The following is a 22,066-nucleotide window of genomic DNA, read 5'->3' on the forward strand; positions in this document are numbered from 1 at the left end:
CCGGACGGAGGCGTACGGAGCGCATGCTCGACATGGAGTTGATCCGGAAGGATCGCGAGGCGGTGGCGACCGCGCTGGCGAAGCGACTGGATCCCGCCGAGGTCAACCGGGCGCTGGACGAGATCCAGCGGCTCGACCAGGAGCGCCGCGCCCTCATCACGGAGATCGACGCCGAGCGGCAGCGCCGCAAGGCGGAGGCGCGGGCGTACGCGGCGGCGAAGCGGGCCGGCAGCGCGCCGGAGAGCGTCGCCCCGGAGGCCGAGCGCAAGCAGCTCGCCGAGTTGGAGTCCCAGCTCGACGAGGTGCAGTCCCGGCTGCGCGAGCGGATGAGCGAGCTGCCGAACCTGCCCGCCGACGACGTCGTCCCCGGCGGCAAGGAGGCCAACCGGGTCGTCCGCACGTTCGGCGAGCCGCCGGCGATCGAGAAGGTGCGCGACCACGTCGAGCTGAGCCGCCTGCTGGGCCTGGTCGACCACGAGCGGGGCGTCAAGCTCGGCGGCTCCGGCTTCTGGATGTACACGGGCCTGGGGGCCCGGCTGGAGTGGGCGCTGCTCAACTGGCTGATCGACCAGAACATCGCGGCCGGCTACGACTTCCTGCTCCCGCCGCACCTGCTGCTGGACACCGCCGGCTTCGCCGCCGGCCAGTTCCCCAAGTTCTACGACGACGTCTACCACCTCGACCGGGAGTCCGCCCCGCGCGGGCAGTTCCTGCTGCCCACGGCGGAGACGGCGATCCTGGGTGCGTACCAGGACGAGATCCTGGACACGGCTTCCCTGCCGCTGAAGCGGTTCGCGTACACCCCGTGCTACCGGCGGGAGGCGGCCGGTTCGCACTCCGACGAGCGCGGCACCGTGCGGGGCCACCAGTTCAACAAGGTGGAGATCTTCCAGTTCACCCTGCCCGAGCAGGCCGCCGCCGCGCTGGAGCAGATGGTCGCCCACGTGGAGGGCCTGGTCGCCCGGCTGGGCCTGCACCACCAGACCAGCCTGCTGTCGGCCGGCGACGCCAGCGCGTCGATGAAGAAGACCCTCGACATCGAGGTGTGGATGCCGAGCACCGGCAAGTACAAGGAGGTGTCGTCGGTGTCCTGGGCCGGCGACTACCAGGCCCGCCGGGCCGCGATCCGATACCGGGAGGCCGGCGGCAAGCAGACCCGCTTCGTGCACACCCTCAACGGCTCGGCGCTGGCCACCAGCCGGCTGTTCCCGGCGATCCTGGAGCAGTTCCAGCAGGCCGACGGCTCGGTGCTGGTGCCGGAGGTGCTCCGCGACCGGGTCGGCACCGACCGCCTCACGCCGGGTCGCTGACCGTCACACTGTCGGCGGGGGTCGGGGTAACCCGGCCCCCGCCGTTTCCGTTACGCCCCCGCGCCCTGCCGGAGGCGTTAAGAAGGGGCCCCTGCTCTACAGAATGCGGTAACAGGGGGCCCTTCCTTACGCCGAGCGCAGCGAGGGCAACGAGGGCGACGGCCAGCAGGGCGGGCCCGGCCGCGTCCAGCGCGCCGACGAGGGCCTGCTGGACGCGGGCCGCGGCGACCACCACCGGGTCGCCGAACGCGTCGTGCCGGCCCTCGGCGAGCCGCACCTCGTACCAGCCGTACCAGGCGACGTAGCCGCCGGCGACCAGCAGCACCAGGCCGCTGAGCCGGGGCACCCACCGGCCGCCCCCGCGCAGCCGGGCGACCACCCGGTCGCGCAGCAGCGCCACGCCGAGGGCGGCCACGGCCACCACGAGGCCCATCCCGAGGGCGTACGCGACGAACAGCGCCAGCCCGCGCGGCGTCGAGCCGGCCTGGAGGCTGGTCGCCACGATCGCCAGGAACGGGGCGATGGAGCAGGTCAGCGACGCCAGCGCGTACGCCGCGCCGAACAGCGCCATCGACGGCAGCGTGCGGGCCAGCCGGGGCGCGCGGGCCAGCGGGCGCGGGGCGGGCAGCCGCCGGCCGGCGAGCAGCCAACAGCCGAGCAGGACCAGGCCCACACCGAGGGTGACGGTGAGCCAGGGCAGCCGGGGGCGCAGCCAGCCGGCCAGCGGCGCGAAGGCCAGCCCGAACGCGCCGAAGACCAGCACGTACCCGCAGGTGAGGCCGGCGGCGGCGGTGAGCGCCCGGCCGACGGCGCGGCGTCCGTCGCCGGGCCCGGCCACCAGGATCGACAGGTACGCGGGCAGCATCGCGAACCCGCACGGGTTGACCGCGCCGAGCATCCCGGCGGTCAGCGCCAGCAGCAGCGGGGTGTCCATCAACCGGCCGACGCCAGGGGCAACGGGGCGGCCGGGGCCGGCAGCGGGGCGGCCATCAGCCGGCCTGGGCGGCCAGGGCGGCGACCCGGCGGGTGAGGTCCTCCCCGTCGAGGAAGCCCTGGTGGATCACCTTCCCTTCCCGGTCGATGATCAGGAAGGTGCTCTGCTCGACGACCTCGAAGCGCCGCCACAGCGTGCCGGCCCGGTCGTCGAGCTGGAGGGTGCCGCCCAGCTCGAACTCGGTCACGAAGTCCCGCATCGCCGTGCGCTGCCCGAGGCCGGCGACGCCGACGATGGGCACCCGGTCGCGGTACTGCGGGGCGATCTCGGCAACCGTCCACGCCTGGCTGGCGCAGGTGGCGCACCAGGGGGCCCAGAACCACAGCACCACCGGCCGGCCGGCGAGGTCGGCGGCGGCGAACGGCTTCCCGTCGAGGGTGGTGCCGGTGAACCGGAGGCTGTCCGGCACCCGGGCCGGGGCGGCCGGCGGGGACGGCGCGCCGGTGGGCGTACCGGCCGGGGCCGCCGTGGCGTCGTCGGCGTCGGCGGGCGCGGCGGCGGCCGCGTCGACCGGCGGTCCCGGGGGGTCGACGGCGGTGTCCACGGCGCAGGACGCCGCGCCCAGCAGGGCGGCGGCCAGGGCAGTGACCAGGGTGGCTGTGCCGGCCCGCCGTCGACGGGGCGACCGTCCACCCGGGCCGGTCCGGCGGCGCGACGGCCGGCGCAACGTTCGCATCCGCGTCTCCCTTCGGTAGCGGGCCGCACGGGGCGGGGCGTCACGGCGGCGCTCCGGCGTCCGACGGTCCCGGGTTGCGCTACTCGGCCTTGACCAGCCGCAGCGCGAGTTCGGGGCACACCTTGACCGCTTTCATGGCGCCCTCCCGCAGCCAGGTCGGCACGGGGGTGGTGGGGAAGGCGGGGTAGCCGTTGCCGTCCAGCCGGATGAAGTCGGGCACGACGTGGGCGCAGAGCCCGTGGCCGTCGCAGCGGGACCAGTCCAGGGTCAGCTTCCTCGGGTCGGCGTCGGGGGCCCCGGGCAGGCCCATGACGCCCTTGGTCCGCTTGCCGCACCCCTCGCCCGTGGTGTGCAGCTTCAGGTCGTCGGCGAAGACCTCCATGGCGGAGAGGGCGAACCGGGCGGTGCCGTCCGGGTGGCTGCACGCGCCGCGCCCCTTCACGTCCCCGGCCGCGGCGCGGACGATCTCGACGGGGGCGCTGCCGGAGACGGCCAGGTCGACGGCGCGGGCCAGGTCGGGCAGGCCCATCTTGCAGGGGCCGCACTGCCCGGCGGACTCGCCGGCCAGGTAGCGGACCACCTGGGCGGCCTCGCCGAGGGGGCAGGTGTCGCGGGCCAGCGGCACGATGATGCCCGCGCCGAGGGTGCCGCCGACGGCGGTGAGGCCCTTGCGGGACACCTCGGCCCGCTGCGCGGCCTCGGCGGTGATCCACTTGCCGTGGTACCCGCCCATGAGGATGCCCGGCCCGTCGGGCACCTCGCACAGTTCGAGGATGTCGCGCAGCGGGGTGCCGGCGGCGCACTCGACGACGGCGGGCCGCTTGGCCGCGCCGGTCACCGTGAGCAGGACGGTGCCGGGTTCGTCGTCGGTGCCGAGCGCCGCGTACTCATACGGGCCGAGCCGGGCGGCGACGGCGAGCTGCGCGTACGTCTCGGCGTTGGACAGCAGGGTGGGCAGGCCGCCGACGCCGGAGTCGCTGGAGCGTTTCTTGGTGCCCGGCGGGATGTGGGGCAGCCCGTTGATGCCGTTGACGAGCGCGCCGCCCTCGCCGGAGATGAACCGGTGCGGCACGGTGACGATGCTGGTGGGCACCGGCATCCGGCGTTCCTGGAGCGCCTCGGTCAGCGACGGCCGGCCCACGTCGTCGTCGGCGACGCCGATGACGATCTCGTCGGCGTCCAGCGCGTACGCGACCAGGGCCGCGCCGTCGAGGATCAGGTGCGGGGCCCGGGTGAGCAGCACCTTGTCCTTCCAGCTCGCCGGCTCGCCCTCGGTGGCGTTGACCACGACGACGGCGGAGGCGTCCTGCCGCTCGCAGGACTCCAGCACGGCGCGCAGCTTACGGGCGAACGGGAAGCCCGCCCCGCCCTTGCCCTTGAGCTGGATCGCCTCGGCGAGCCGGAGCAGGTTGGCCGGTTCCATCGGCCCGATGGGGCCGTGCACCTCCTCGTGGGCCATCAGGTCGAGGCGGCCGAACTCGGCGAAGCCGGCGGTGAGCCGTGGCTCGCCGACGCACGCCACGGGGGGCACGGTCGTGCGCATCACTTCGCCTCACCCCGCAGCCCGGCCCAGTACGCGCCGTCGATCGCGTCGGCGTTGGCCCGGTCCCGGTCCCGCTTGCGTCGGCCGGGCCGGCCGTCCCCGGCGGCCCGCAGCGCCCGCCGGGAGGCCAGGTCGACCAGGGTCGGGGTGTCGTCCATGGGCGGCAGGTCCTCGGCGACGAACCGGGCCGGGGGCCGCCAGTAGTCGGGCTCCTCCGGGACCTCGTCGTCGACGCTGTGCCGACCGGCCCCGCTGCGCGGGGTCGCGGAGATCGGCTCGGCGGAGACGGGCGTCGAGGACTCCCAGCGGCGCGGGCTGTCCCACGGCTCCTCGGGCTCGTCAAAGCGGCGGGGCGGCGAGGAGTAGCGGGCGACGAGGTCCTCGTCGTCGCGCCGCGAGCGCCGGCCGGGGGACACCGGGGCGACGTCCTCGTCGGAGCGGGCACGGCGACCGCCCGAGACGGGGGCCACGTCCTCGTCGTAGCGGGCGCGACGGCTGCCGGACACGGGCGCGACGTCCTCGTCGTACCGCGCCCGACGGCTGCCGGACACGGGCGCGACGTCCTCGTCGCGGCGGGCGCGGCGGGGGCTGGAGACCGGGGCGACGTCCTCCTCGGAGCGCGAGCGGCGGGGGGCGGAGACGGGGGCGTCCGCGTCGCGCCGCCGCCGGCTCGACCGCTCCTCGGCGGAGTCGGTGACGCGCCGGGTGGCGGGCTCGGCGGCACGCCGGGCGGTCGGCTCCAGCTCGCGCTCGCGGCGGCGGGCCGGGGCGTCCAGTTCCTCGTCGCGGCGGCGGGTGGCCCGTACCGGCTCGCGCAGGGTGCCCGGCTCGGGCACCACCGGCACGGTGAACCGCTCGGGGTCGCGTCGCCCGCGGGCGGTGCCGGTCGGCATCGCCCAGGAGCCGGTGGTGGCGGTGGTCTCCGCCCAGCCGCCGGCGGCGCGGGCACGCCCGGCGCGGCCCTCCCGCTTCCCCTCGGCGTCGTCGCGCTTGCGGCCGATCTTGCTGAGCAGCATCGTGGTCGTCTTGCCGTCGTCGGCGGGCCTGCCGGCCATCGCCTTGTTCAGGGCGGCGGCCTGGTGCTGCTCGCGGCTGCGCTTGCCGAGGTGCACGGAGAGCCGGACCATCAGGGCCAGCACCACCAGCAGCACGCAGGCGAGGTAGCTCAGGGTCACCCAGGACGCCGCCGGGCGGCCCGCGTTCAGGCCGTGGAACAGGGCGAACGGCCAGGCCAGGTACGCCATCGAGTGCAGCCCCCGCCAGAACCACTTGGGGCCGACGCCGACGAACCGGGCCCGGATGATGCCGGTCCACAGCACGCTGACCATGAGGAACGACGCCACGGTGCCGAGCCCGACGTAGAGCCCCCGCCCCCCGATGAACGGCACGAGGGCGTCGGTCGGCCCGGCCCGGCCGATGGCGATCTTGGTGATGACGTGGAACACCAGGCCGGCGACGCCGAGGATGCCGGTGGCCCGGTGCGCAGACTGGAGCAGCACCCGGTGCGGGATGCGCAGCACGAGCCGGTCGGTGGCGAGCAGGCCCATCATCACGGTGAGGCTGAGCGACACCAGGGCGACGACGCCGGCGAAGAACTCGGTGAAGAAGAAGCCGTACGCGTACATCGCCGTGCCGGCGCCGGCCAGCTCGACGCCGGCCCAGACGATCGCCAGCGCCGACCCGGCCATCAGTGCGATGGAGGTCTTGGACCTGGTCCGCACCCCGCGGCTGCTGCTCGTGGTACGGACGGTCGTGGCCTTGGTGTTCTGCTGTGCCCGAGCCATCTGCTCCTCGATCGTGTAGCGGCGGCGCCCCCACCGGCCGACCCTGCTCCCCCATCGAGTACGGAGCGCCGGGTTCAACGGATCAGCCGGGTGGTGAATTTTCCCGGGCTTTTTCCGTGGCGCCGTCGAACCGTTGCGCCGTGGGCTGCGTGTAGGACGTAACGCGCAGCGACACCCGTCCATCCGTTGACACCCACTGCAACGCGCTTGTAACCTTTCCGAAAATTTCAACCGCGACTGCAAGATGCCGGCAAGCAGCAGTTCGGCCCACCCCTCTCCCCCGACCCCCGTCAGGAGTCCCCGATGCATCGACGCCGATGCCGCTCGGCGGTCCTCGCCCTGGGCGTGATCGCCGGCCTGCTCGCACCGACCGCCGTGGCGACGCCCCCGGCCGCCGCCGCACCGTCCGGCACCAAGAAGGTCATCGCCAACCTGTTCGAGTGGAACTGGCCGTCGGTGGCCAGCGAGTGCACGAACGTGCTCGGCCCGGCCGGCTACGGCTACGTGCAGGTCTCCCCGCCCCAGGAGCACGTCCGGGGCAACCAGTGGTGGCTGGCCTACCAGCCGGTCAGCTACCGCATCGAGTCCCGCAAGGGCACCCGGGCGCAGTTCCAGTCCATGGTGAACACCTGCCACGCCGCCGGCGTGAAGGTGATCGTCGACGCGGTCATCAACCACATGTCCGGGCAGGACGCCGGCGGCACCGGCTGGGCCGGCTCGTCCTACGGCCACTACGACTACCCGGGGATCTACCAGACGCAGGACTTCCACCACTGCGGGCGCAACGGCGGCGACGACATCGCCAACTACAACGACCGGTACGAGGTGCAGAACTGCGAGCTGGTCAACCTGTCCGACCTCGCCACCGAGTCCGACTACGTCCGGTCGAGGATCGCCGGGTACCTCAACGACCTGCTCTCCCTCGGCGTCGACGGGTTCCGCCTCGACGCCAGCAAGCACATGCCGGCCGCCGACATCGCCGCCATCAAGGGCAGGCTGTCCCGCTCGGCGTACCTCGTGCAGGAGGTCATCTACGGCGCGGGCGAGCCGATCCAGCCGACCGAGTACACCGGCAACGGCGACGTGCACGAGTTCCGCTACGGCAAGGACCTCGCCCGGGTGTTCCGCAGCGAGAAGCTCGCGTACCTGAAGAACTTCGGCGAGGGCTGGGGGCACCTGCCCAGCGGCTCGGCGGCGGTCTTCGTCGACAACCACGACACCCAGCGTGACGTCGGCGGGGTGCTCACCTACCGCGACCGGGGCATCTACGCGCTGGCCAACGCCTTCATGCTGGCCTGGCCGTACGGCTCCCCCACGGTCATGTCCAGCTACACCTTCAGCGACCGGGACGCCGGCCCGCCCTCCGACGCCAGCAACAAGACCCTCAACACCACCTGCTACTCCGGCTGGGAGTGCGAGCACCGTTGGCGGGTCATCGCCAACATGGTCGGCTTCGCCAACGCCACCCAGGGCGCGGGCGTCGCCAACTGGTACGACAACGGCAACAACCACATCGCGTTCAGCCGCGCCGGCAAGGGCTACCTCACGATGAACGACGAGGACGGGGCGGTCACGGGTCGCTCGTACTACACCGGGCTGCCCGCCGGCCGGTACTGCGACGTGATCCACGGCGACTTCACGGGCGGCACGTGCAGCGGCACGGTGATCACGGTGGACGCCAACGGCTGGTTCGTGGCGGACGTCCCGGCCCACGACGCGATAGCCATCCACACCGCCGCCAAGCTGAGCTGAGGTGCAAGGAAGGGCCCCTTCTTAACGCTTTCTGTATAGGAGGGCCCCCTGCAATCACCCCCGCCGCAAGCCGCCCGCCGCCTACAGTGGGTTTTGTGCTGTTTGACCGGATTGTGTCGCGGTGGGGGCTGGGCTGGCTGGCCGCCGCGCTCGGCGTACCCCTGCTGTTGGCGACCGGGCTGGTCACGGCCCGGGCGCTCGCCCCGGAGCCGGCCCGGGTGTCCCCGCCCGCCGCCGCCCCCACCGCGCCCGCCACGGAGACCGCGCCCACCGCCGACCCGGTGCCGGCCGCCGCGCCCGCGCCGGCCACCCTGCCGGTCGTCACCTACGACCCGGCCCCCGCCGGCTTCCCCGCCGACCCGCGCCCGTCCGATCCCACCCTGCTCACGGAGGGGCTGACGCCGACCCGCAAGGTCGCCGCCTACGACGCGCCCGGCGGCCGGCCGCTGGCCTTCCTCGCCCCCACCATCAACGGCGTCGAGGTGACCGCGCCGATCGTCGAGCGCCGCACCGGCTGGACCGCCGTGCTGCTCCCCTCGGCCACCCGGCGGATCGCCTGGCTGCCGCCCGACGGCGAGTGGGCCACCGTGCCGCTGCGCGACCAGATCGTCGTGGAACGCCGGCCGCACCGGCTCACCTGGTTCCGCGACGGACACGCCGTGCGATCGTGGCCGGTCAGCCTCGGCATGCGCGGCCAGGAAACCCCGCTGGGCCGCACCTTCGTCCTCGGCCGCACGCCCCCACCCGAGCCCGTGTACGGCGGCGTCGACGTCCTCGCCCTCGGCGCGCTCCCCGACGACCCGGACGCCATCCCACCGGGCCTGGCCGGCGCGCACATCGGCCTGCACTCCTGGCAGGACGACGACACCCTCGGCGAAGATGTCACCAACGGCTGCATCCGGCTGACCCGCAGCGGCCAGCGTCAACTGCTCGCCGAGGTCCGGCCGGGCAGCGGCGTGCTGGTCGTGGACGCCCTGCCCACCCCGCCGCCGACCGCCTGACCGGCGCCGGCCACCACTGCCTGACACCCGCCCCGGTCGCCCGCAGCCGCCGCACGCTCACCGCCACCTCGGCCGGCGGGAACACGCGCCGTCGTGGTCGGGCCGCAGCAGACACCGCCGGCCACCGTCCATCATCCGGTCGCAGAAGACCCAGTGGCGTACGTTCTGGTCGTCCTCGCGGGAGACGGTCGCGCCCCCGGGCTCGGTCTGCGGCAGCACGTGCGTCCAGTGCGCCACCACCCGGGCCAGCCGCTGGGCCGAGAGCAGGTCGTTGGCGACCACCGGCAGGTGGATGACGAAACGCTCGCTCACCGCCCCCACCCCCGCTCGTTGCGGGCATGCGCCGCCTCGGACCGCAACCGGCACAGCGCAAGCCTGGCCTGGTTGGCCTCCCGGCGGCTCTGCGCGAGCGCCTCGTGCGCGGCGCCCAGCTCGACGGCGACCCGCTCCAAGAACGCCCGCACCTCCTGCGGGTCGAGCCCGCGCCGACCGAGCGGGGCCGACCGGAACCGCCGCTCCCGCACCTGCCAGGGCAGCAGCCGGCGACCCACCGCCGGCTGGTGCCCGGCCGCGCCGTGGGCCGGCGGCCGGCGACGCGCCCGGGCCCGGCGGAAGAGGAAGACGCGCATGACAGGACCTGCCTCTCGTCGAGATTGACCTGTGGAGGGATGGGGCCGCCGACCCGCACCGCACCGACGGACCGCCCGCACCTGCCACCGCAGCCTTCGATCAGCGAGTACGACAGCAGGGCACCCATGGCCACTGAGCAGCGCAAATTCCACAGTGGTTGCCAAGGCAGTGAAGCACCGCGTCAGCTCAATTGCAATGTCTCAACAGAGCAGTCGGAAACACGAATTCTCTATAGCTGAGCACTCGCTGTGACGTGTCTATTGCTAAGTGATCAGGAAGCGGGTTCAATTGGACGGTCGAGTGTCGAACGATCGCGATCAGCGGAGGCGCAGAGTGTCACAGGCGGTGACCGCATCGACCATGTTGCGGCGGCAGATCGGGCGCAAGTTCGAGTCGCTCCGCAAGGCGGCAGGGCTGACGATGGAACAGGCCGCCGAGCGCCTGGACCGAGCACGCGCGACGCTGCACCGGATCGAGAACGGCGCAGAGCACGTCCGCTTCCGACAGGCCGACGTGCAACAGATGCTCGACCTCTACGGCGCGTCCGCCGAGGACAGTGAGCTGCTTTTCGCGATGACGGCGGCCACCCGGGAGAACAAGAACTGGTGGCACGACTACATCGGCTCCGGCCTGCCGCGCTGGTTCCAGCTCTACATCGGGCTGGAGGCCGGAGCATCACGCATCCGGCAGTACCAGGCGGAGTTGGTTCCGGGCCTCTTCCAGACCCGCGCCTACGCCGAGTGCCTCTTCCAGATGCCCGGGGGCGCAATCGACGCGGGAGCCACCGAGGAGCAGCGGCGCGCCATCCAGCTCAGGACCGAGCGACAGGCTCTCCTCACCCGGTTCTCTGCACCACAACTGAGCGTGATAATCAACGAGGCCGTGTTGCGGCGCCCGGTCGGCAGCGCCACGATTATGGCCGAACAACTCCACCAGATCCTGAAGGCCGCCGAGCTACCGAACGTAACCGTCCAGGTGCTGACTTTTTCTGCCGGACTACACGCCGGGGCGATGACCGGAGCCTTCTCGATCTTGGAGTTTCCACGCGACGAGCATGGCAAGGAGGTGGAGCCACCGGTGACGTACTTGGAAAGCGCGACCGGTGCGATCTATCTCGACAAGCCGCACGAGACGGCCGCCTACAACACGATCTGGGCTGACATGGGCAGTCGCGCCCTCAACGAGTCCCGGTCCCAGAGCCTGATCCAGCAAGCCGCAGAGGAGTACTCCCGTGCCTGACCTGACCGGTGCCGTCTGGCGCAAGTCGACCCGCAGCAACAACGGCGGCGAATGCGTCGAGGTCGCCGACAACCTCCCGGGCATCGTCGGACTACGCGACAGCAAGGACCCGGCCGGGCCGGTGCTGACCTTCACCCCGTCGTCCTGGGTCACCTTCATCGAGGACGTCAAGGTCCAGCCACATGGCCGCTGACATGGCAAGAGCCTGCACCACGGATCCGCCCCCGACCACCCGACAGCGCGCTCACCTCGTACGCTCGACACCCCCTCACTCGGCAGCCCCAGCCACCACCCGGGATGTGATCTTGGCCAGCAAAGTGAATGAAATCCACGCAGTTGATCTATAGCGCCCCAGGTCAACAAGTCTGTTCCCCGCGCACGCGGGGGTGATCCCCTGATCAACGACGTGGAGCGCCGCCTTACCCCCTGTTCCCCGCGCACGCGGGGGTGATCCGCTCCAGCGCCGGCGAGGACGGCCATTCGGCGCCTGTTCCCCGCGCACGCGGGGGTGATCCCCTGATCGACGGCCAGGCGCGGGCCCTGCCGCTCTGTTCCCCGCGCACGCGGGGGTGATCCCCGCCAGTTCGGCCGGGTCGACGTCGCCGTGCCCTGTTCCCCGCGCACGCGGGGGTGATCCCGGCGAGTGGGAGGACTGGCTGACCGACACCCTCTGTTCCCCGCGCACGCGGGGGTGATCCGGGGTTCTGGTCGGGGCGGGCGTCGTGGTGCCGCTGTTCCCCGCGCACGCGGGGGTGATCCCTGTTGCAGGGTCCGGCGCACCTCGCGGATGGACTGTTCCCCGCGCACGCGGGGGTGATCCCTGTTGCAGGGTCCGGCGCACCTCGCGGATGGACTGTTCCCCGCGCACGCGGGGGTGATCCCTGACCGCGTGGGCCGTGTAGAAGACGCCCTTCCTGTTCCCCGCGCACGCGGGGGTGATCCGGGGAAGGTCACCTCGACGGGGGCGCAGCTCACCTGTTCCCCGCGCACGCGGGGGTGATCCCGCCGGGCCGGCGCTGCTCCAGGTCGAGCAGGCCTGTTCCCCGCGCACGCGGGGGTGATCCCCGCTGGGAGTCCAGCAGCAGCTCGGCGTCGCCCTGTTCCCCGCGCACGCGGGGGTGATCCCGGTCGGGCGAGACGGTCACGTGGGCGGAGATCCTGTTCCCCGCGCACGCGGGGGTGATCCCTGCAACCAAGCCCCGTGCAATTCCCACTCGGACTGTTCCCCGCGCACGCGGGGGTGATCCGGTGGTGCTGTTGCGATCCCTCCAGGGGTGATGCTGTTCCCCGCGCACGCGGGGGTGATCCCGAGTAGCCGCCGTACTTGACGGCCGTCTTCAGCTGTTCCCCGCGCACGCGGGGGTGATCCCATGGGCAACGAGCTGCGCTGCATCATCCTGATCTGTTCCCCGCGCACGCGGGGGGTGATCCCGTCGCCACCGGCATCGTCACCTCGGCGGCGTCCTGTTCCCCGCGTACGCGGGGGTGATCCCGCGATCGCCCGGTTCTGGAACAACACCGTCGGCTGTTACCCGCGCACGCGGGGGTGATCCCGAGAAGATGGCCGCGCACTGGTCGTACTCCCACTGTTCCCCGCGCACGCGGGGGTGATCCGTCCCCGCGCAGCGCGATGTCGGTGCGCAGCGGCTGTTCCCCGCGCACGCGGGGGTGATCCTGGGGATGTCCCCTTCCGGGGGTCGACCCACCTCTGTTCCCCGCGCACGCGGGGGTGATCCTCAGCCACAAGCGGCTGACGTCGTACACCTACCCTGTTCCCTGCGCACGCGGGGGTGATCCCAGCACATCGCCGCCGGGCGCGTTCGCCCATCGCTGTTCCCCGCACGTGCGGGGTGATCCTGTGGAGACAGGGTTTGTGGTCACAGTGGGCGTCTGTTCCCCGCGCATGCGGGGGTGATTCCCTCCCGCCGGTTGAAGGTGACCCCTGCTGGCCGGACACCTCGATGCTCGCCAGGGACTCGGCGGATCATCCCTCAGACCTTAGGGCTGATGTACCCGACGGCTGTGCCGGCAGCGCGCATCCGTACGCCCGAACCGGCAAAGCAGCCTCTCGTCTGTTCTGCCCAGCACGCCCACCAGCGCCTGATATCTAGGAGGGAGAAAGTTGATATCATCCGGGGGTATCGCGAGAGAGGCAGGCCATGTCCCGAACCATCCTTGATGTCGATGACGAGCTGCTCAGCGAGGCAGCGAAGATCTTCGGCACTACCACCAAGAAGGCCACCGTCAACGCAGCCCTGAAGGCGGCGGTCGACCGAGAGAAGCGTCGGGAGTTCGCCGACTGGCTCAAGAGCGGTGGCCTTCCCGACCTGACAGAACCAATCGCCGACGAGCGGGACGCCGCGTGAGTCGTGAGATCTACCTGCTCGACAAGTCGGCGTTGGCCCGCTGGCCGAAACCGGTCGTCGCACCGGTCCTCGACGAGTTGTCCGATCGTGGGCTACTGGCGGTCTGCGGCGCGATAGAGATCGAAGTTATTCAGAGCGCCCGAACGTCCAAGGAAGCCCAGCGCGCTCGCTGGCTCCTCGGGGGCTTCCAGTGGCTCGCGATGCCGGACGAAATCTGGGACCGGGCAATCGACGTCCAGGTGCAGGCGTTGCACAAGGGCCACCACCGCGCGCTGTCCATGGCCGACCTGCTGATAGCCGCCACCGCAGAGCGCCACGGTGCCACCGTGCTGCACTACGACGGCGACTACGACATGATCACTGCGATCACCGCGCAGCCCACCACTTGGGTCGTCCCAGCCGGCACCGCCGACTGACCACCTCGCTGCACGCCACCGGATCATTGGCGTCGCGAGGCCATCAGTCAGGAGGTGATCTTGGCCAACAAGGTGAACGATATCCGCGCACTTGGTCTATAGAGACCTATGTCAAGAAGCCCGGTCCTCGCGCACGTGGGGGCGGGCCTCGCGGCATCGCCCGTGTGGTGCCGTGCCAGCGCCCCGCAACTCTCCCGCCAGCACAGATCTTGGACGGTTGCTGTCATGGATGAACGCTGATTGTCCAAGATCTCGCGGCGCGTCCCGGCACCGCTCGGAGTCAGCGGCGCCGCTCGCGTTGCCCTGACCGATCCAGCCAAGGCTGAACGGGATGGGCACAGGGGAACGTCGTGAATCGCCCCCCGCACATACGGTGCCGATCCGCTGCCAGCCGGAGCACCTCCGGCGCAGCGGGGCGATCCCCAGGACACGTGACAACAGGACACGCGAAGACAGGGCAGCGGCAACCGGCAACCGGCGCGCGACAACCAGCCGTGATCGTCTGCTGATTCTGGAGACGGGCGGCGGCGTGTCGTCTCCGAAAACGACAGCCGATCATGGCCGACCCGGCCGCACCCCCGAAACGAAGACGCCGGCAGGCAGGCCCCCTCCCGCTCGCGTCGATCATGCAGTTCCGGCCCGGGCAAAAGGGGTGAAGTGCCCATCCGTGGGGCCGAAAGTGCAAGATCGACGCGGGTGGCGGGAGGGGACGGCGCGCAGCTCCGGCACACCCAGCGCCATCAGCCTGGGAGCGGAGCCGAAGCAGGGCCGAAGCGCAGCCTTAGGGCGGCTACGGCTGCCCGCCCAGGTTGCGCCAGAGGAACTCCAGGGTCAGGGCCCACACGAACGCCCGTTGCGCGTTGTTCGCCGCCGCGCCGTGCCCGCCCTCGACGTTCTCGTAGTACGCCACCTCGTGCCCGCGCTCGCGCAGCCGGGCGGCCATCTTGCGGGCGTGCCCGGGGTGCACCCGGTCGTCGCGGGTGGAGGTGACCAGCAGCGTCGGCGGGTACGCCCGATCTTCGTCGACGTTGTGGTACGGCGAGTACTCGCGCAGGTAGGCCCAGTCGGCGGGGTCGTCCGGGTCCCCGTACTCGGCCATCCAGGACGCCCCGGCGAGCAGCTTGTGGTAGCGGCGCATGTCCAGCAGCGGCACGTGCGCGACGATCGCGCCGAACAGCTCCGGGTAGCGGGTCAGCATCACCCCCGCCAGCAGGCCGCCGTTGCTGCCGCCCTCCATGCCGAGCCGCCCGGGGGTGGTGATGCCCCGGGCCACCAGGTCGGCGGCGACGGCGGCGAAGTCCTCGTACGCCCTCGGTCGATCTTCCCGCAGCGCGGCCCGGTGCCACGCGGGCCCGTATTCGCCGCCGCCCCGGATGTTCGCCACCACGTAGCTGCCGCCCCGGGCCAGCCAGCCCCGCCCGGCGACGCCGCTGTAGTGCGGCAGCTCGGGGACCTCGAAGCCGCCGTACCCGGTGAGCAGGGTCGGCCCGCCGGCCGCGTCGGGGTCGCCCACCAGGAAGTACGGGATCCGGGTCCCGTCGGCGGAGGTGGCGAAGTGCTGGCGTTCGGTCAGGCGGGAGGCGTCGAAGAACGCCGGTGCCCGCTTGAGCGTCTCGACCGGGCCGCCGACCTGCCCGAGCCGCAGCGTCGCCGGCTGCCGGAACCCCTCGGAGGCCAGCAGGTACGCGTCGCCGACGTCGGGGTCGGTGTCCACCAGCCGGGTGTGCTCGAACTCCGGCACACCGGGGAGCGGCTCCCGCCGCCACGGCCCCGCGGAGGGGGTGAGCACCTCCAGCCTGCTGCGCACGTCGGCGAGGGTGGCCAGGATCAGGTGGTTGCGGGTCCACCCGTGGTAGCTCAGCGCGGTGCGCTCGTCCGGCGTGAACAGCGTCGTCAGCTCCCGCGCACCGGCGAGGAACGCGTCGAACCGGGCCGCCAGCAGCGCGCCCGCCGGATAGGTGACGCCCGCGCCGCCGTCGACAGCCGCCCCGTCGACGGCCGCCCCGTCGACCGTCCACGGCGAGCGCAGGCCGATCAGCAGCCACTCCCGGTGCACGTCCCAGTGGGCGTCCTCCGGCACGTCGACGCGCACCCGCTCGCCGGTCGGCGTCAGCAGGTACGACTCGGAGCGGAAGAAGTCGAGGCGGCGGCCCACGAAGGTGCGCTCGAAGCCGGGCGTGGGGTCGTGCGAGGCGTACGCGGAGACGTCGTCGGCCTGGCCGGCGAACACGACCTCGGCGGACGGCAGTGGCGTGCCCCGCCGCCACCGGCGGACCGTGCGGGGGTAGCCGGAGGTGGTGAGCGTGCCGGGGCCGAAGTCGGTGGCGACGAGGATGTGGTCGGCGTCGACCCAGGTGACGTCGCTCTTGGCCTCGTCGAGGGTGAAGCCGTCGGCGACGAAGGCCCGGCGGACCAGGTCGAACTCGCGCACGACGGTCGCGTCGGAGCCGCCCCGGGAGAGGCTGACCAGGCAGCGGTCGTGCCCGGGGCGCAGCACCGTCGCCCCCTGCCAGACCCAGTTCTCGCCCTCCTGCGCGGCCAGCGCGTCGACGTCGAGCAGGACGTCCCACTGCGGCTCGGGCCGGCGGTATTCATCGAGGGTGGTGCGCCGCCAGAGCCCCCGGGGGTGGGCCGCGTCGATCCAGTAGTTGTAGTAGAGGTGGTCGCCGCGCCAGCTCGGGTAGGGGATGCGGTCGTCGGCGTCGAGCACCTCGCGGATCTCGGTCCGCAGGGCGGCGAAGCGGTCGCCGCCGGTGAGCGCGGCCATGGTCTCGGCGTTGCGGTCGCGCACCCAGCCGGCGGCGTCCGGGCCGTCCAGGTCCTCCAGCCAGCGGTACGGGTCGTCGTCGGTGTCGGTGTCGGTCAGCCTCGTCACGTTCGCCACTATTCCCGGCCCGGTCAACCCCGCCGGCGGCCCTGGCATGGGCCGCGTTTCGCGGGGTATGACGGGCAGATGAGGGCGAGTTTCGGGATCGGCCGGATCGCGGGCGTACCCGTCGGGGTCAACTGGAGCGTCCTGGTCATCTTCGCGCTGATCGCCTGGGGCCTGGCGGCCAGCCAGTTCCCCCGGTCGTACCCGGACCGGCCGACCTGGGCGTACGTGCTCGCGGGGCTGAGCGCGGCCGTGGTCTTCTTCCTCGGGCTGCTCGCCCACGAGGTGTCGCACGCCGTGATCGCCAAGCGCAACGGGCTGGAGGTCTCCGGGATCACCCTGTGGCTGTTCGGCGGGGTGGCCGAGCTGCGCGGGGAGGCCCGCGACCCGGGTGCGGAGCTGCGCATCGCCGGCGTCGGGCCGCTGGTCAGCCTGATCATCGGCGTGTTCTTCGGCGGCGTCGCGGCGCTGCTCGCCCTGGCCGGGGCGCACGGGCTGCTGCTCGGCGCGCTGGCCTGGCTGGCCGGCATCAACATCCTGCTGGCGGTCTTCAACGTGCTGCCGGCCGCACCGCTGGACGGGGGCCGGCTGCTGCGGGCCGCCGTGTGGAAGGCCACCGGCGACCGGACGCGGGCGTCGGTGGTGGCGGCCCGCGCGGGCTGGATCCTCGGCGCGCTGCTGATCGGGCTGGGCCTGTTGCAGTTCCTGCGCGGGGCCGGGGTCGGCGGGCTGTGGCTGGCGCTGATCGGCTGGTTCCTGATCGGGGCGGCCGGTATCGAGGAGCGGCAGGCCCGGATGGGCAGCGCGCTGCGCGGGGTGCGGGTCGCCGACGTGATGACCCCGCAGCCGCAGACCGCGTCGGGCGACATGACGGTGGCCCACTTCGTCGACCACTATCTCTTCGCGTACCGGCACTCGGCGTTGCCGCTGGTCGACGAGGGCCGGCCGGTCGGCCTGGTCACCCTCGACCGGGTACGCGGCATCCCGGCCGACCGCCGGCCGGCGACCACGCTGGCCGAGGTGGCCTGCCGGGCCGACCAGCTCGTGCTGGCCGACCCGGACGAGCAGCTCACCGACCTGCTGCCCCGGCTCAGCGAGTGCGCCGACGGCCGGGCGCTGGTGGTGGCCGACGGGCGGCTGGTCGGGATCGTCTCGCCCAGCGACATCAGCCGGGCGGTGCAGCGCGGCAGCCTCCGCGACCGGATGACGCCGACGCCCCGCTGACGCCCCGCCGACCCGGCCCCGCTGACGCCCCGCCGGCCGGCCGCGCTGGGCGGGGTCAGCGGGGCAGGTAGCGGTCCAGCAGGTCGGTGCGGAACTTCCCCGCCGGGTCCAGCTCGCGCGCCAGCGCCGCGAAGTCGGCGAACCGGGGGTACGCGGCGGCGACCGCCGCCGGGTCGACCGTGAACACCTTGCCCCAGTGCGGCCGGGGCGTGAACGGGGCGAGCGCCCGCTCCACCTCGGCGAGCACGGGGGCCACCGCGTCGCCGTCGCCGATCCAGGTGAAGTGCACGGCGAGGCTGTCGCGCCCGTGTTGCGGGCTCAGCCACAGCCCGTCGGCGGCCACCGTACGCAGCTCGCAGATCTGGAGCACGGCGGCGATCCGGTCCGCCAGCGGGTCCAGCGCGGCCAGCGCCCCGGCCGCCGCCGCCCGGGGCAGGTGGTATTCCGACTGGAGCTCGTCGCCGCTGCTCGGGGTGAAAGCGAGCTGGAAGTGTGGCAGCCGCTCGTGCCACGGCCCCGGCTCGCCGAGCTGGGCGGTGCAGTTGCGCGCCGGCATGCCCGGCACCGGGTGCACGGGTTCGGCCGCCGCCGTGGTGCCGAGCCAGTCGGCCGGCGGCGGCGGTGCGTCGGCGAGCTGTTTGCGCCACACCTGGCCGATCCGGTCGGCCCCGCCGCGCCAGTCGGTGAAGAGGCTGACGCTGTACGCCGACGCGAACGCCTCGTCCAGCGCGGCGCGCGGCAGGCCGAGCCGGACGTACTGCCGCACCTCGAAGGCGGGCACCACGTCCAGGGTGAGCCGGGTGACCACGCCCAGCGCGCCGAGCGCCACCACCATCGCGGCGAACCGGTCGCCGTCGGCGTCCCGGCGTACGGTCAGCAGGTCCCCGTCGGCCGTGACCAGCTCCAGCGCCGAGACGGCGGTGGCCAGGTTGCCGATCCCGTCGCCCGAGCCGTGGGTGGCGGTGGCCACCGCGCCGGCCACCGAGATGTGCGGCAGCGACGCCATCGTCGGCAGGGCGTAGCCGGCGGCGTGCAGCCGGGTGGCCAGGTCGCCGTAGCGCATGGCGGCGGCGACGGTGACCGTCGCCCGCTCCCGGTCGACCTCCACGGTCTGCGGCAGCCCGGCCAGCGAGACCAGGTCACCGGCGGTGTCGCCGAGCCGGTTGAACGAGTGGCCCGTGCCGACCGCCCGGATCCGGTCGCTGCCGGCGACCAGCCGGCGCAGCTCGTCCAGGCCGGTCGGGCGGTGCCGCCGCGCCGCCGCGTAGCGGACGTTGCCGGCCCAGTTGCGCTCCGGCACGCCCGCGCCCGGCATGCCGGCGTCCGGCCCGCTCCCGCCTGGCTTCCCGTCGCTCGCGTCCACGTGCCCTCTCCCGTCACTCGGCGTCGTCGGGTCGACACCCGGGCGGCACCGGCGGGCCGGGCACTGGTTGCCCGGGGCGTCGTCGGGGAACCATACGCCCATGAGCGGCCACCCGGATCCCGCCCTGCGCGGCGGCTTTGGTCGTCACCGGCCGGGCAGGCAGACCCGGCCCGTGTACGCCGGGTCCGGCTCCCGCACGTCCGCCCACGCCGGATTGGCCGAGATGTCCAGCGACGGCGCCTGCCAGGCGGCGGTGAGCCGCTGGATCAGCGTGTACTCGGGCCGGGTCCGCTCCACCGGCGCGCCGGCGAGGAAGGCGACCAGGTTGTCCCGGACCTGCGTCCGGTCGACCAGACCGCCGTGCACGCCCAGGGTCTCGAAGACCGGGATGCCCGTGTAGTCGCCGGGCGGCGCCTCGGCGGCCGTCGTGTACGGCAGGAAGGCGACCATCCGCACGCCGGGCACCGGGCACATGAACCCGTTGCGGTAGAACGGCGCGTCGTCGAGCAGCGACCGGATGAACGGCTCGTCCGGCCCGTTGCCGGGCCCGCCGGCGAGGCGGACGGGCTCGAAGAGGGCCCGCAGGTACCAGCCGGTGACGAGGCCCCACCCCCGGCGCACGCCGGGCGGCGGATAGTAGGCCCGGCCGGCCCCGATCAGCGGGCTGAACATGACCAGCGCGTCGACCGCCGGGTGGGGCCGCCGGGCGAGGTAGGTGCGGGCCACGAGCGCCCCCTCGCTCTCCCCGACCAGGGCCACCTTCCGGCCGGTACGCCGGTGCAGCCGGTCCACCTGCGCGGCGAGCAGCCCGACGCTGTCCGCCATCGAGATCGTGGTGTCCGCCGGCCCGTAGGGCAGGGGCTTGCCGTCGGGGCCCAGCCCCCGGTAGGAGAACCACTCCACCCTCGGGTCGTCCGGCTGCGTGCCCCCGTACGCGGAGCCGTAGCCGGCCAGCACCACCACCGACTGGGTGATCTCCGGTGGCAGCGGCTGGTCGAGCAGCACCCGCTCGGCCCGCAGGCTCGCCGGCACCGCGTCCACCGCCATCGGGATCAGCACCGGCACGGCGAACGCGACCAGCACCACGAACGGCGTCACGGGCACCCGCGCCCACCTCGGCGGCGGCGCGAGCAGGGCCACCCGGAGGATCCGGATCCACAGCAGCCCGTTCACCACGCCCGCCACGGCGGAGACCAGCACCGTCCACCAGCTCGGCACGCTCCACGCCACCGCGCCGGCCACCGTGAGCACCACCAGGTTCAGCAGCGACCAGCCGACCAGCCGGATCGACGGCAGCCCACCCCACCACACCTGGACCATGACCGCCCGCTGCATGAACGGGGCGATCAGGAACATCGGCAGCAGCGACGCGAGCAGCACCCAGGACAGCGCCACCACCGAGGCGGCCACCGAGATCACCGCCCACGGCGAGACGACGACCGTGACCACCACGACGAGGACGAAGCCGCGCCGCAGCATCCAGGGCACCGACGGCATCGGTATCGTGTCCGGCCACGCCAGCCGCACCATGAGGACGTGGTAGCCGGTGCGGGCCAGCACCACCAGCCAGAACGTCGTCAGGAACTCCGGCCACGACTGGTGGTAGACGAACATCCACCGCAGGTCGTGGTAGGTGTCGTACGGCCAGACGGCGCCGGTCTGCGGCGCGAGCCCCTCGGCGGCCACGAAGCCCATCGCCACCAGCACGATGGCCTCGATGGTGGGGAACAGGCCGGTGAGGACGAGCAGCCCGACCTGCTTGCGGCCCACGCGCCCCCACCTCCGCCCGAAGCTCCCCTCGCAGGTTCCACCAGCGGGGCCCCGGTGTCAGCGGATCCGGGGAACTCGCCCGGCGGCCGGTCACGCCCCGATGGCCCGTCACGCGCGGTGGGCCGCCGGCTAGAGCTGGGGCATCACCTCGGCGGCGACCAGCTCGACGTGGTCGAGGTCGGCCAGGTCGAGGACCTGGAGGTAGATCCGGCCGCTGCCGGTCTCGGCGTACCGGCCGATCCTGTCGACGACCTCGGCGGGGGTGCCGGCGAGGCCGTTTTCGCGCAGCTCGGCCGGCTCCCGCCCGATCGCCTCGGCCCGCCGCCGCACCTCCGCCTCGTCGCGCCCGCAGCACAGCACCAGGGCGTTGGACCATTTCATCCCGGCCGGGTCCCGGCCGATCTCCGCGCACGCGGCCCGGACCCGGTCGAACTGCGCGGCCGTCTCGGCGATCGACACGAACGGCAGGTTGAACTCGTCGGCGTAGCGGGCCGCGAGGCGGGGCGTGCGCTTCGGCCCCTTCCCGCCGAGCAGGATCGGCGGGCGCGGCTGCTGCACCGGCTTGGGCAGGGCCGGCGAAGCCTCCACCGGGTAGTAGCGCCCGGCGAAGTCGAAGGTCTCGCCGGCCGGGGTCTCCCACAGCCCGGTGATGACGGCGAGCTGCTCCTCCAGCCGGTCGAACCGCTCCCCCAGCGGCGGGAACGGGATGCCGTACGCGCTGTGCTCCTCGGCGAACCAGCCGGCGCCGATGCCCAGCTCCACCCGTCCGCCGCTCATCTGGTCGACCTGCGCGACGGTGATCGCGAGGGGGCCGGGGAACCGGAAGGTGGCGGCGGTCATCAGCGTGCCCAGCCGGATCCGGGAGGTGTCCCGGGCCAGGCCGGCGAGGGTGGTCCAGGCGTCGGTGGGGCCCGGGTCGCCGCTGACCGAGCCCATCTTCAGGTAGTGGTCGGAACGGAAGAACGCGCCGTAGCCGGCGTCCTCGGCGCAGCGGGCCACGGCGAGCAGCTGGTCGTAGCTGGCGCCCTGCTGGGGTTCGGTGAAGATCCGCAGTTCCATTCCCCGAGCATAGGGAGTCGCAAGGAAGGGCCCCCTGTTAACGCCTCCGGTAGAGGAGGGGACCCTT

Annotated in this window: 18 protein-coding genes and 1 CRISPR repeat array; of the genes, 8 read left to right on the plus strand and 10 right to left on the minus strand. The window is 73.1% G+C overall.

Going from position 1 to position 22,066, the window contains the following annotated elements; translation table 11 throughout:
* Positions 1–23: 23 nt before the first annotated feature.
* Positions 24–1,310: a serine--tRNA ligase gene (gene serS / locus ACFYWL_RS25835; RefSeq protein ID WP_386977528.1), complete on the plus strand. Its 1,287-nt coding sequence runs from the start codon at positions 24–26 to the stop codon at positions 1,308–1,310.
* On the opposite strand, the gene ACFYWL_RS25840 is transcribed toward serS, so the two are convergent.
* The 4 genes from ACFYWL_RS25840 to ACFYWL_RS25855 all read right to left on the minus strand — a co-directional run bounded on the left by ACFYWL_RS25840 (position 1,294) and on the right by ACFYWL_RS25855 (position 6,307).
* Positions 1,294–2,244 (minus strand): cytochrome c biogenesis CcdA family protein, encoded by a 951-nt coding sequence (locus ACFYWL_RS25840; protein WP_386977531.1) that lies wholly within the window; start codon positions 2,242–2,244, stop codon positions 1,294–1,296. The two genes, serS and ACFYWL_RS25840, sit on opposite strands and share 17 nt — an antisense overlap.
* A 55-nt stretch (positions 2,245–2,299) precedes the next feature.
* Positions 2,300–2,980, minus strand: a complete 681-nt coding sequence (locus ACFYWL_RS25845; RefSeq protein ID WP_386977534.1) for a TlpA family protein disulfide reductase — start codon at positions 2,978–2,980, stop codon at positions 2,300–2,302.
* Positions 2,981–3,059: 79 nt separating this feature from the next.
* Positions 3,060–4,526 (minus strand): NADH-ubiquinone oxidoreductase-F iron-sulfur binding region domain-containing protein, encoded by a 1,467-nt coding sequence (locus ACFYWL_RS25850; RefSeq protein ID WP_386977536.1) that lies wholly within the window; start codon positions 4,524–4,526, stop codon positions 3,060–3,062.
* Positions 4,523–6,307 carry a hypothetical protein gene (locus ACFYWL_RS25855; protein ID WP_386977540.1) on the minus strand — a complete coding sequence of 595 codons (1,785 nt, stop codon included), beginning with the start codon at positions 6,305–6,307 and terminating at the stop codon, positions 4,523–4,525. The genes ACFYWL_RS25850 and ACFYWL_RS25855 overlap by 4 nt, the downstream gene beginning before the upstream one ends.
* Positions 6,308–6,610: 303 nt before the next feature.
* Here ACFYWL_RS25855 and ACFYWL_RS25860 point away from each other — a divergent pair, with 303 nt between their 5' ends.
* Entirely contained in the window at positions 6,611–8,059 is a 1,449-nt protein-coding gene (locus tag ACFYWL_RS25860; protein WP_386977543.1) for an alpha-amylase family protein, read from the plus strand.
* Positions 8,060–8,154: 95 nt separating this feature from the next.
* Positions 8,155–9,060 (plus strand): L,D-transpeptidase, encoded by a 906-nt coding sequence (locus ACFYWL_RS25865; protein WP_386977546.1) that lies wholly within the window; start codon positions 8,155–8,157, stop codon positions 9,058–9,060.
* Between the two features lie 57 nt (positions 9,061–9,117).
* On the opposite strand, the gene ACFYWL_RS25870 is transcribed toward ACFYWL_RS25865, so the two are convergent.
* Together ACFYWL_RS25870 and ACFYWL_RS25875 are read right to left on the minus strand one after the other, a co-directional pair.
* Positions 9,118–9,372 (minus strand): hypothetical protein, encoded by a 255-nt coding sequence (locus tag ACFYWL_RS25870; RefSeq protein WP_386977549.1) that lies wholly within the window; start codon positions 9,370–9,372, stop codon positions 9,118–9,120.
* Positions 9,369–9,689 carry a DivIVA domain-containing protein gene (locus ACFYWL_RS25875; RefSeq protein WP_386977552.1) on the minus strand — a complete coding sequence of 107 codons (321 nt, stop codon included), beginning with the start codon at positions 9,687–9,689 and terminating at the stop codon, positions 9,369–9,371. Before ACFYWL_RS25875 ends, ACFYWL_RS25870 begins: the two co-directional genes overlap by 4 nt.
* A gap of 361 nt (positions 9,690–10,050) precedes the next feature.
* Here ACFYWL_RS25875 and ACFYWL_RS25880 point away from each other — a divergent pair, with 361 nt between their 5' ends.
* The 4 genes from ACFYWL_RS25880 (at position 10,051) to ACFYWL_RS25895 (ending at position 13,711) form a co-directional block, all read left to right on the plus strand.
* A complete protein-coding gene (locus ACFYWL_RS25880; protein WP_386977635.1) occupies positions 10,051–10,929 on the plus strand; it encodes a helix-turn-helix domain-containing protein in 879 nt (292 codons plus the stop codon).
* Positions 10,922–11,122 carry a DUF397 domain-containing protein gene (locus ACFYWL_RS25885; RefSeq protein ID WP_386977554.1) on the plus strand — a complete coding sequence of 67 codons (201 nt, stop codon included), beginning with the start codon at positions 10,922–10,924 and terminating at the stop codon, positions 11,120–11,122. Before ACFYWL_RS25880 ends, ACFYWL_RS25885 begins: the two co-directional genes overlap by 8 nt.
* A gap of 172 nt (positions 11,123–11,294) precedes the next feature.
* Positions 11,295–12,847: a CRISPR direct-repeat array (repeat unit 28 nt; unit sequence CTGTTCCCCGCGCACGCGGGGGTGATCC).
* 241 nt (positions 12,848–13,088) lie between these two features.
* On the plus strand, positions 13,089–13,295 hold the full coding sequence (locus ACFYWL_RS25890) for a type II toxin-antitoxin system VapB family antitoxin (protein ID WP_386977557.1): 207 nt from the start codon (positions 13,089–13,091) through the stop codon (positions 13,293–13,295).
* The gene (locus ACFYWL_RS25895) at positions 13,292–13,711 is read left to right on the plus strand and encodes a PIN domain nuclease (RefSeq protein ID WP_386977560.1); all 420 of its coding nucleotides are present in this window, start codon (positions 13,292–13,294) and stop codon (positions 13,709–13,711) included. The genes ACFYWL_RS25890 and ACFYWL_RS25895 overlap by 4 nt, the downstream gene beginning before the upstream one ends.
* 790 nt (positions 13,712–14,501) lie before the next feature.
* On the opposite strand, the gene ACFYWL_RS25900 is transcribed toward ACFYWL_RS25895, so the two are convergent.
* Complete coding sequence (locus ACFYWL_RS25900; RefSeq protein ID WP_386977563.1) at positions 14,502–16,586, minus strand: prolyl oligopeptidase family protein; 2,085 nt, start codon at positions 16,584–16,586, stop codon at positions 14,502–14,504.
* A gap of 78 nt (positions 16,587–16,664) precedes the next feature.
* On the opposite strand from ACFYWL_RS25900, the gene ACFYWL_RS25905 reads away from it, so the two are divergent.
* On the plus strand, positions 16,665–17,807 hold the full coding sequence (locus tag ACFYWL_RS25905) for a site-2 protease family protein (RefSeq protein ID WP_386977566.1): 1,143 nt from the start codon (positions 16,665–16,667) through the stop codon (positions 17,805–17,807).
* 55 nt (positions 17,808–17,862) lie between these two features.
* Here ACFYWL_RS25905 and ACFYWL_RS25910 read toward each other — a convergent pair whose 3' ends face one another.
* The 3 genes from ACFYWL_RS25910 to ACFYWL_RS25920 all read right to left on the minus strand — a co-directional run bounded on the left by ACFYWL_RS25910 (position 17,863) and on the right by ACFYWL_RS25920 (position 21,999).
* On the minus strand, positions 17,863–19,122 hold the full coding sequence (locus tag ACFYWL_RS25910) for an FAD-binding protein (RefSeq protein WP_386977638.1): 1,260 nt from the start codon (positions 19,120–19,122) through the stop codon (positions 17,863–17,865).
* Positions 19,123–19,314: 192 nt separating this feature from the next.
* Positions 19,315–20,940: an esterase/lipase family protein gene (locus ACFYWL_RS25915; RefSeq protein ID WP_386977569.1), complete on the minus strand. Its 1,626-nt coding sequence runs from the start codon at positions 20,938–20,940 to the stop codon at positions 19,315–19,317.
* Positions 20,941–21,069: 129 nt separating this feature from the next.
* Positions 21,070–21,999, minus strand: coding sequence for an LLM class F420-dependent oxidoreductase (locus ACFYWL_RS25920; protein WP_386977572.1), 930 nt, complete (start codon positions 21,997–21,999; stop codon positions 21,070–21,072).
* Positions 22,000–22,066: the final 67 nt, after the last annotated feature.

Origin of the sequence: Micromonospora sp. NPDC002575 (genome assembly GCF_042889525.1) — a bacterium.
GTDB classification, from domain to species: domain Bacteria; phylum Actinomycetota; class Actinomycetes; order Mycobacteriales; family Micromonosporaceae; genus Micromonospora; species Micromonospora carbonacea.

Coding starts and splice junctions, on each gene's coding strand:
- ACFYWL_RS25875 (WP_386977552.1), bottom strand. CDS start 9,689: ATGCGCGTCTTCCTCTTCCGCCGGGCCCGGGCGCGTCGCCGGCCGCCG.
- ACFYWL_RS25905 (WP_386977566.1), top strand. CDS start 16,665: ATGAGGGCGAGTTTCGGGATCGGCCGGATCGCGGGCGTACCCGTCGGG.
- ACFYWL_RS25855 (WP_386977540.1), bottom strand. CDS start 6,307: ATGGCTCGGGCACAGCAGAACACCAAGGCCACGACCGTCCGTACCACG.
- ACFYWL_RS25890 (WP_386977557.1), top strand. CDS start 13,089: ATGTCCCGAACCATCCTTGATGTCGATGACGAGCTGCTCAGCGAGGCA.
- ACFYWL_RS25910 (WP_386977638.1), bottom strand. CDS start 19,122: ATGCCGGGCGCGGGCGTGCCGGAGCGCAACTGGGCCGGCAACGTCCGC.
- serS (WP_386977528.1), top strand. CDS start 24: ATGCTCGACATGGAGTTGATCCGGAAGGATCGCGAGGCGGTGGCGACC.
- ACFYWL_RS25860 (WP_386977543.1), top strand. CDS start 6,611: ATGCATCGACGCCGATGCCGCTCGGCGGTCCTCGCCCTGGGCGTGATC.
- ACFYWL_RS25845 (WP_386977534.1), bottom strand. CDS start 2,980: ATGCGAACGTTGCGCCGGCCGTCGCGCCGCCGGACCGGCCCGGGTGGA.
- ACFYWL_RS25840 (WP_386977531.1), bottom strand. CDS start 2,244: ATGGACACCCCGCTGCTGCTGGCGCTGACCGCCGGGATGCTCGGCGCG.
- ACFYWL_RS25920 (WP_386977572.1), bottom strand. CDS start 21,999: ATGGAACTGCGGATCTTCACCGAACCCCAGCAGGGCGCCAGCTACGAC.
- ACFYWL_RS25880 (WP_386977635.1), top strand. CDS start 10,051: ATGTTGCGGCGGCAGATCGGGCGCAAGTTCGAGTCGCTCCGCAAGGCG.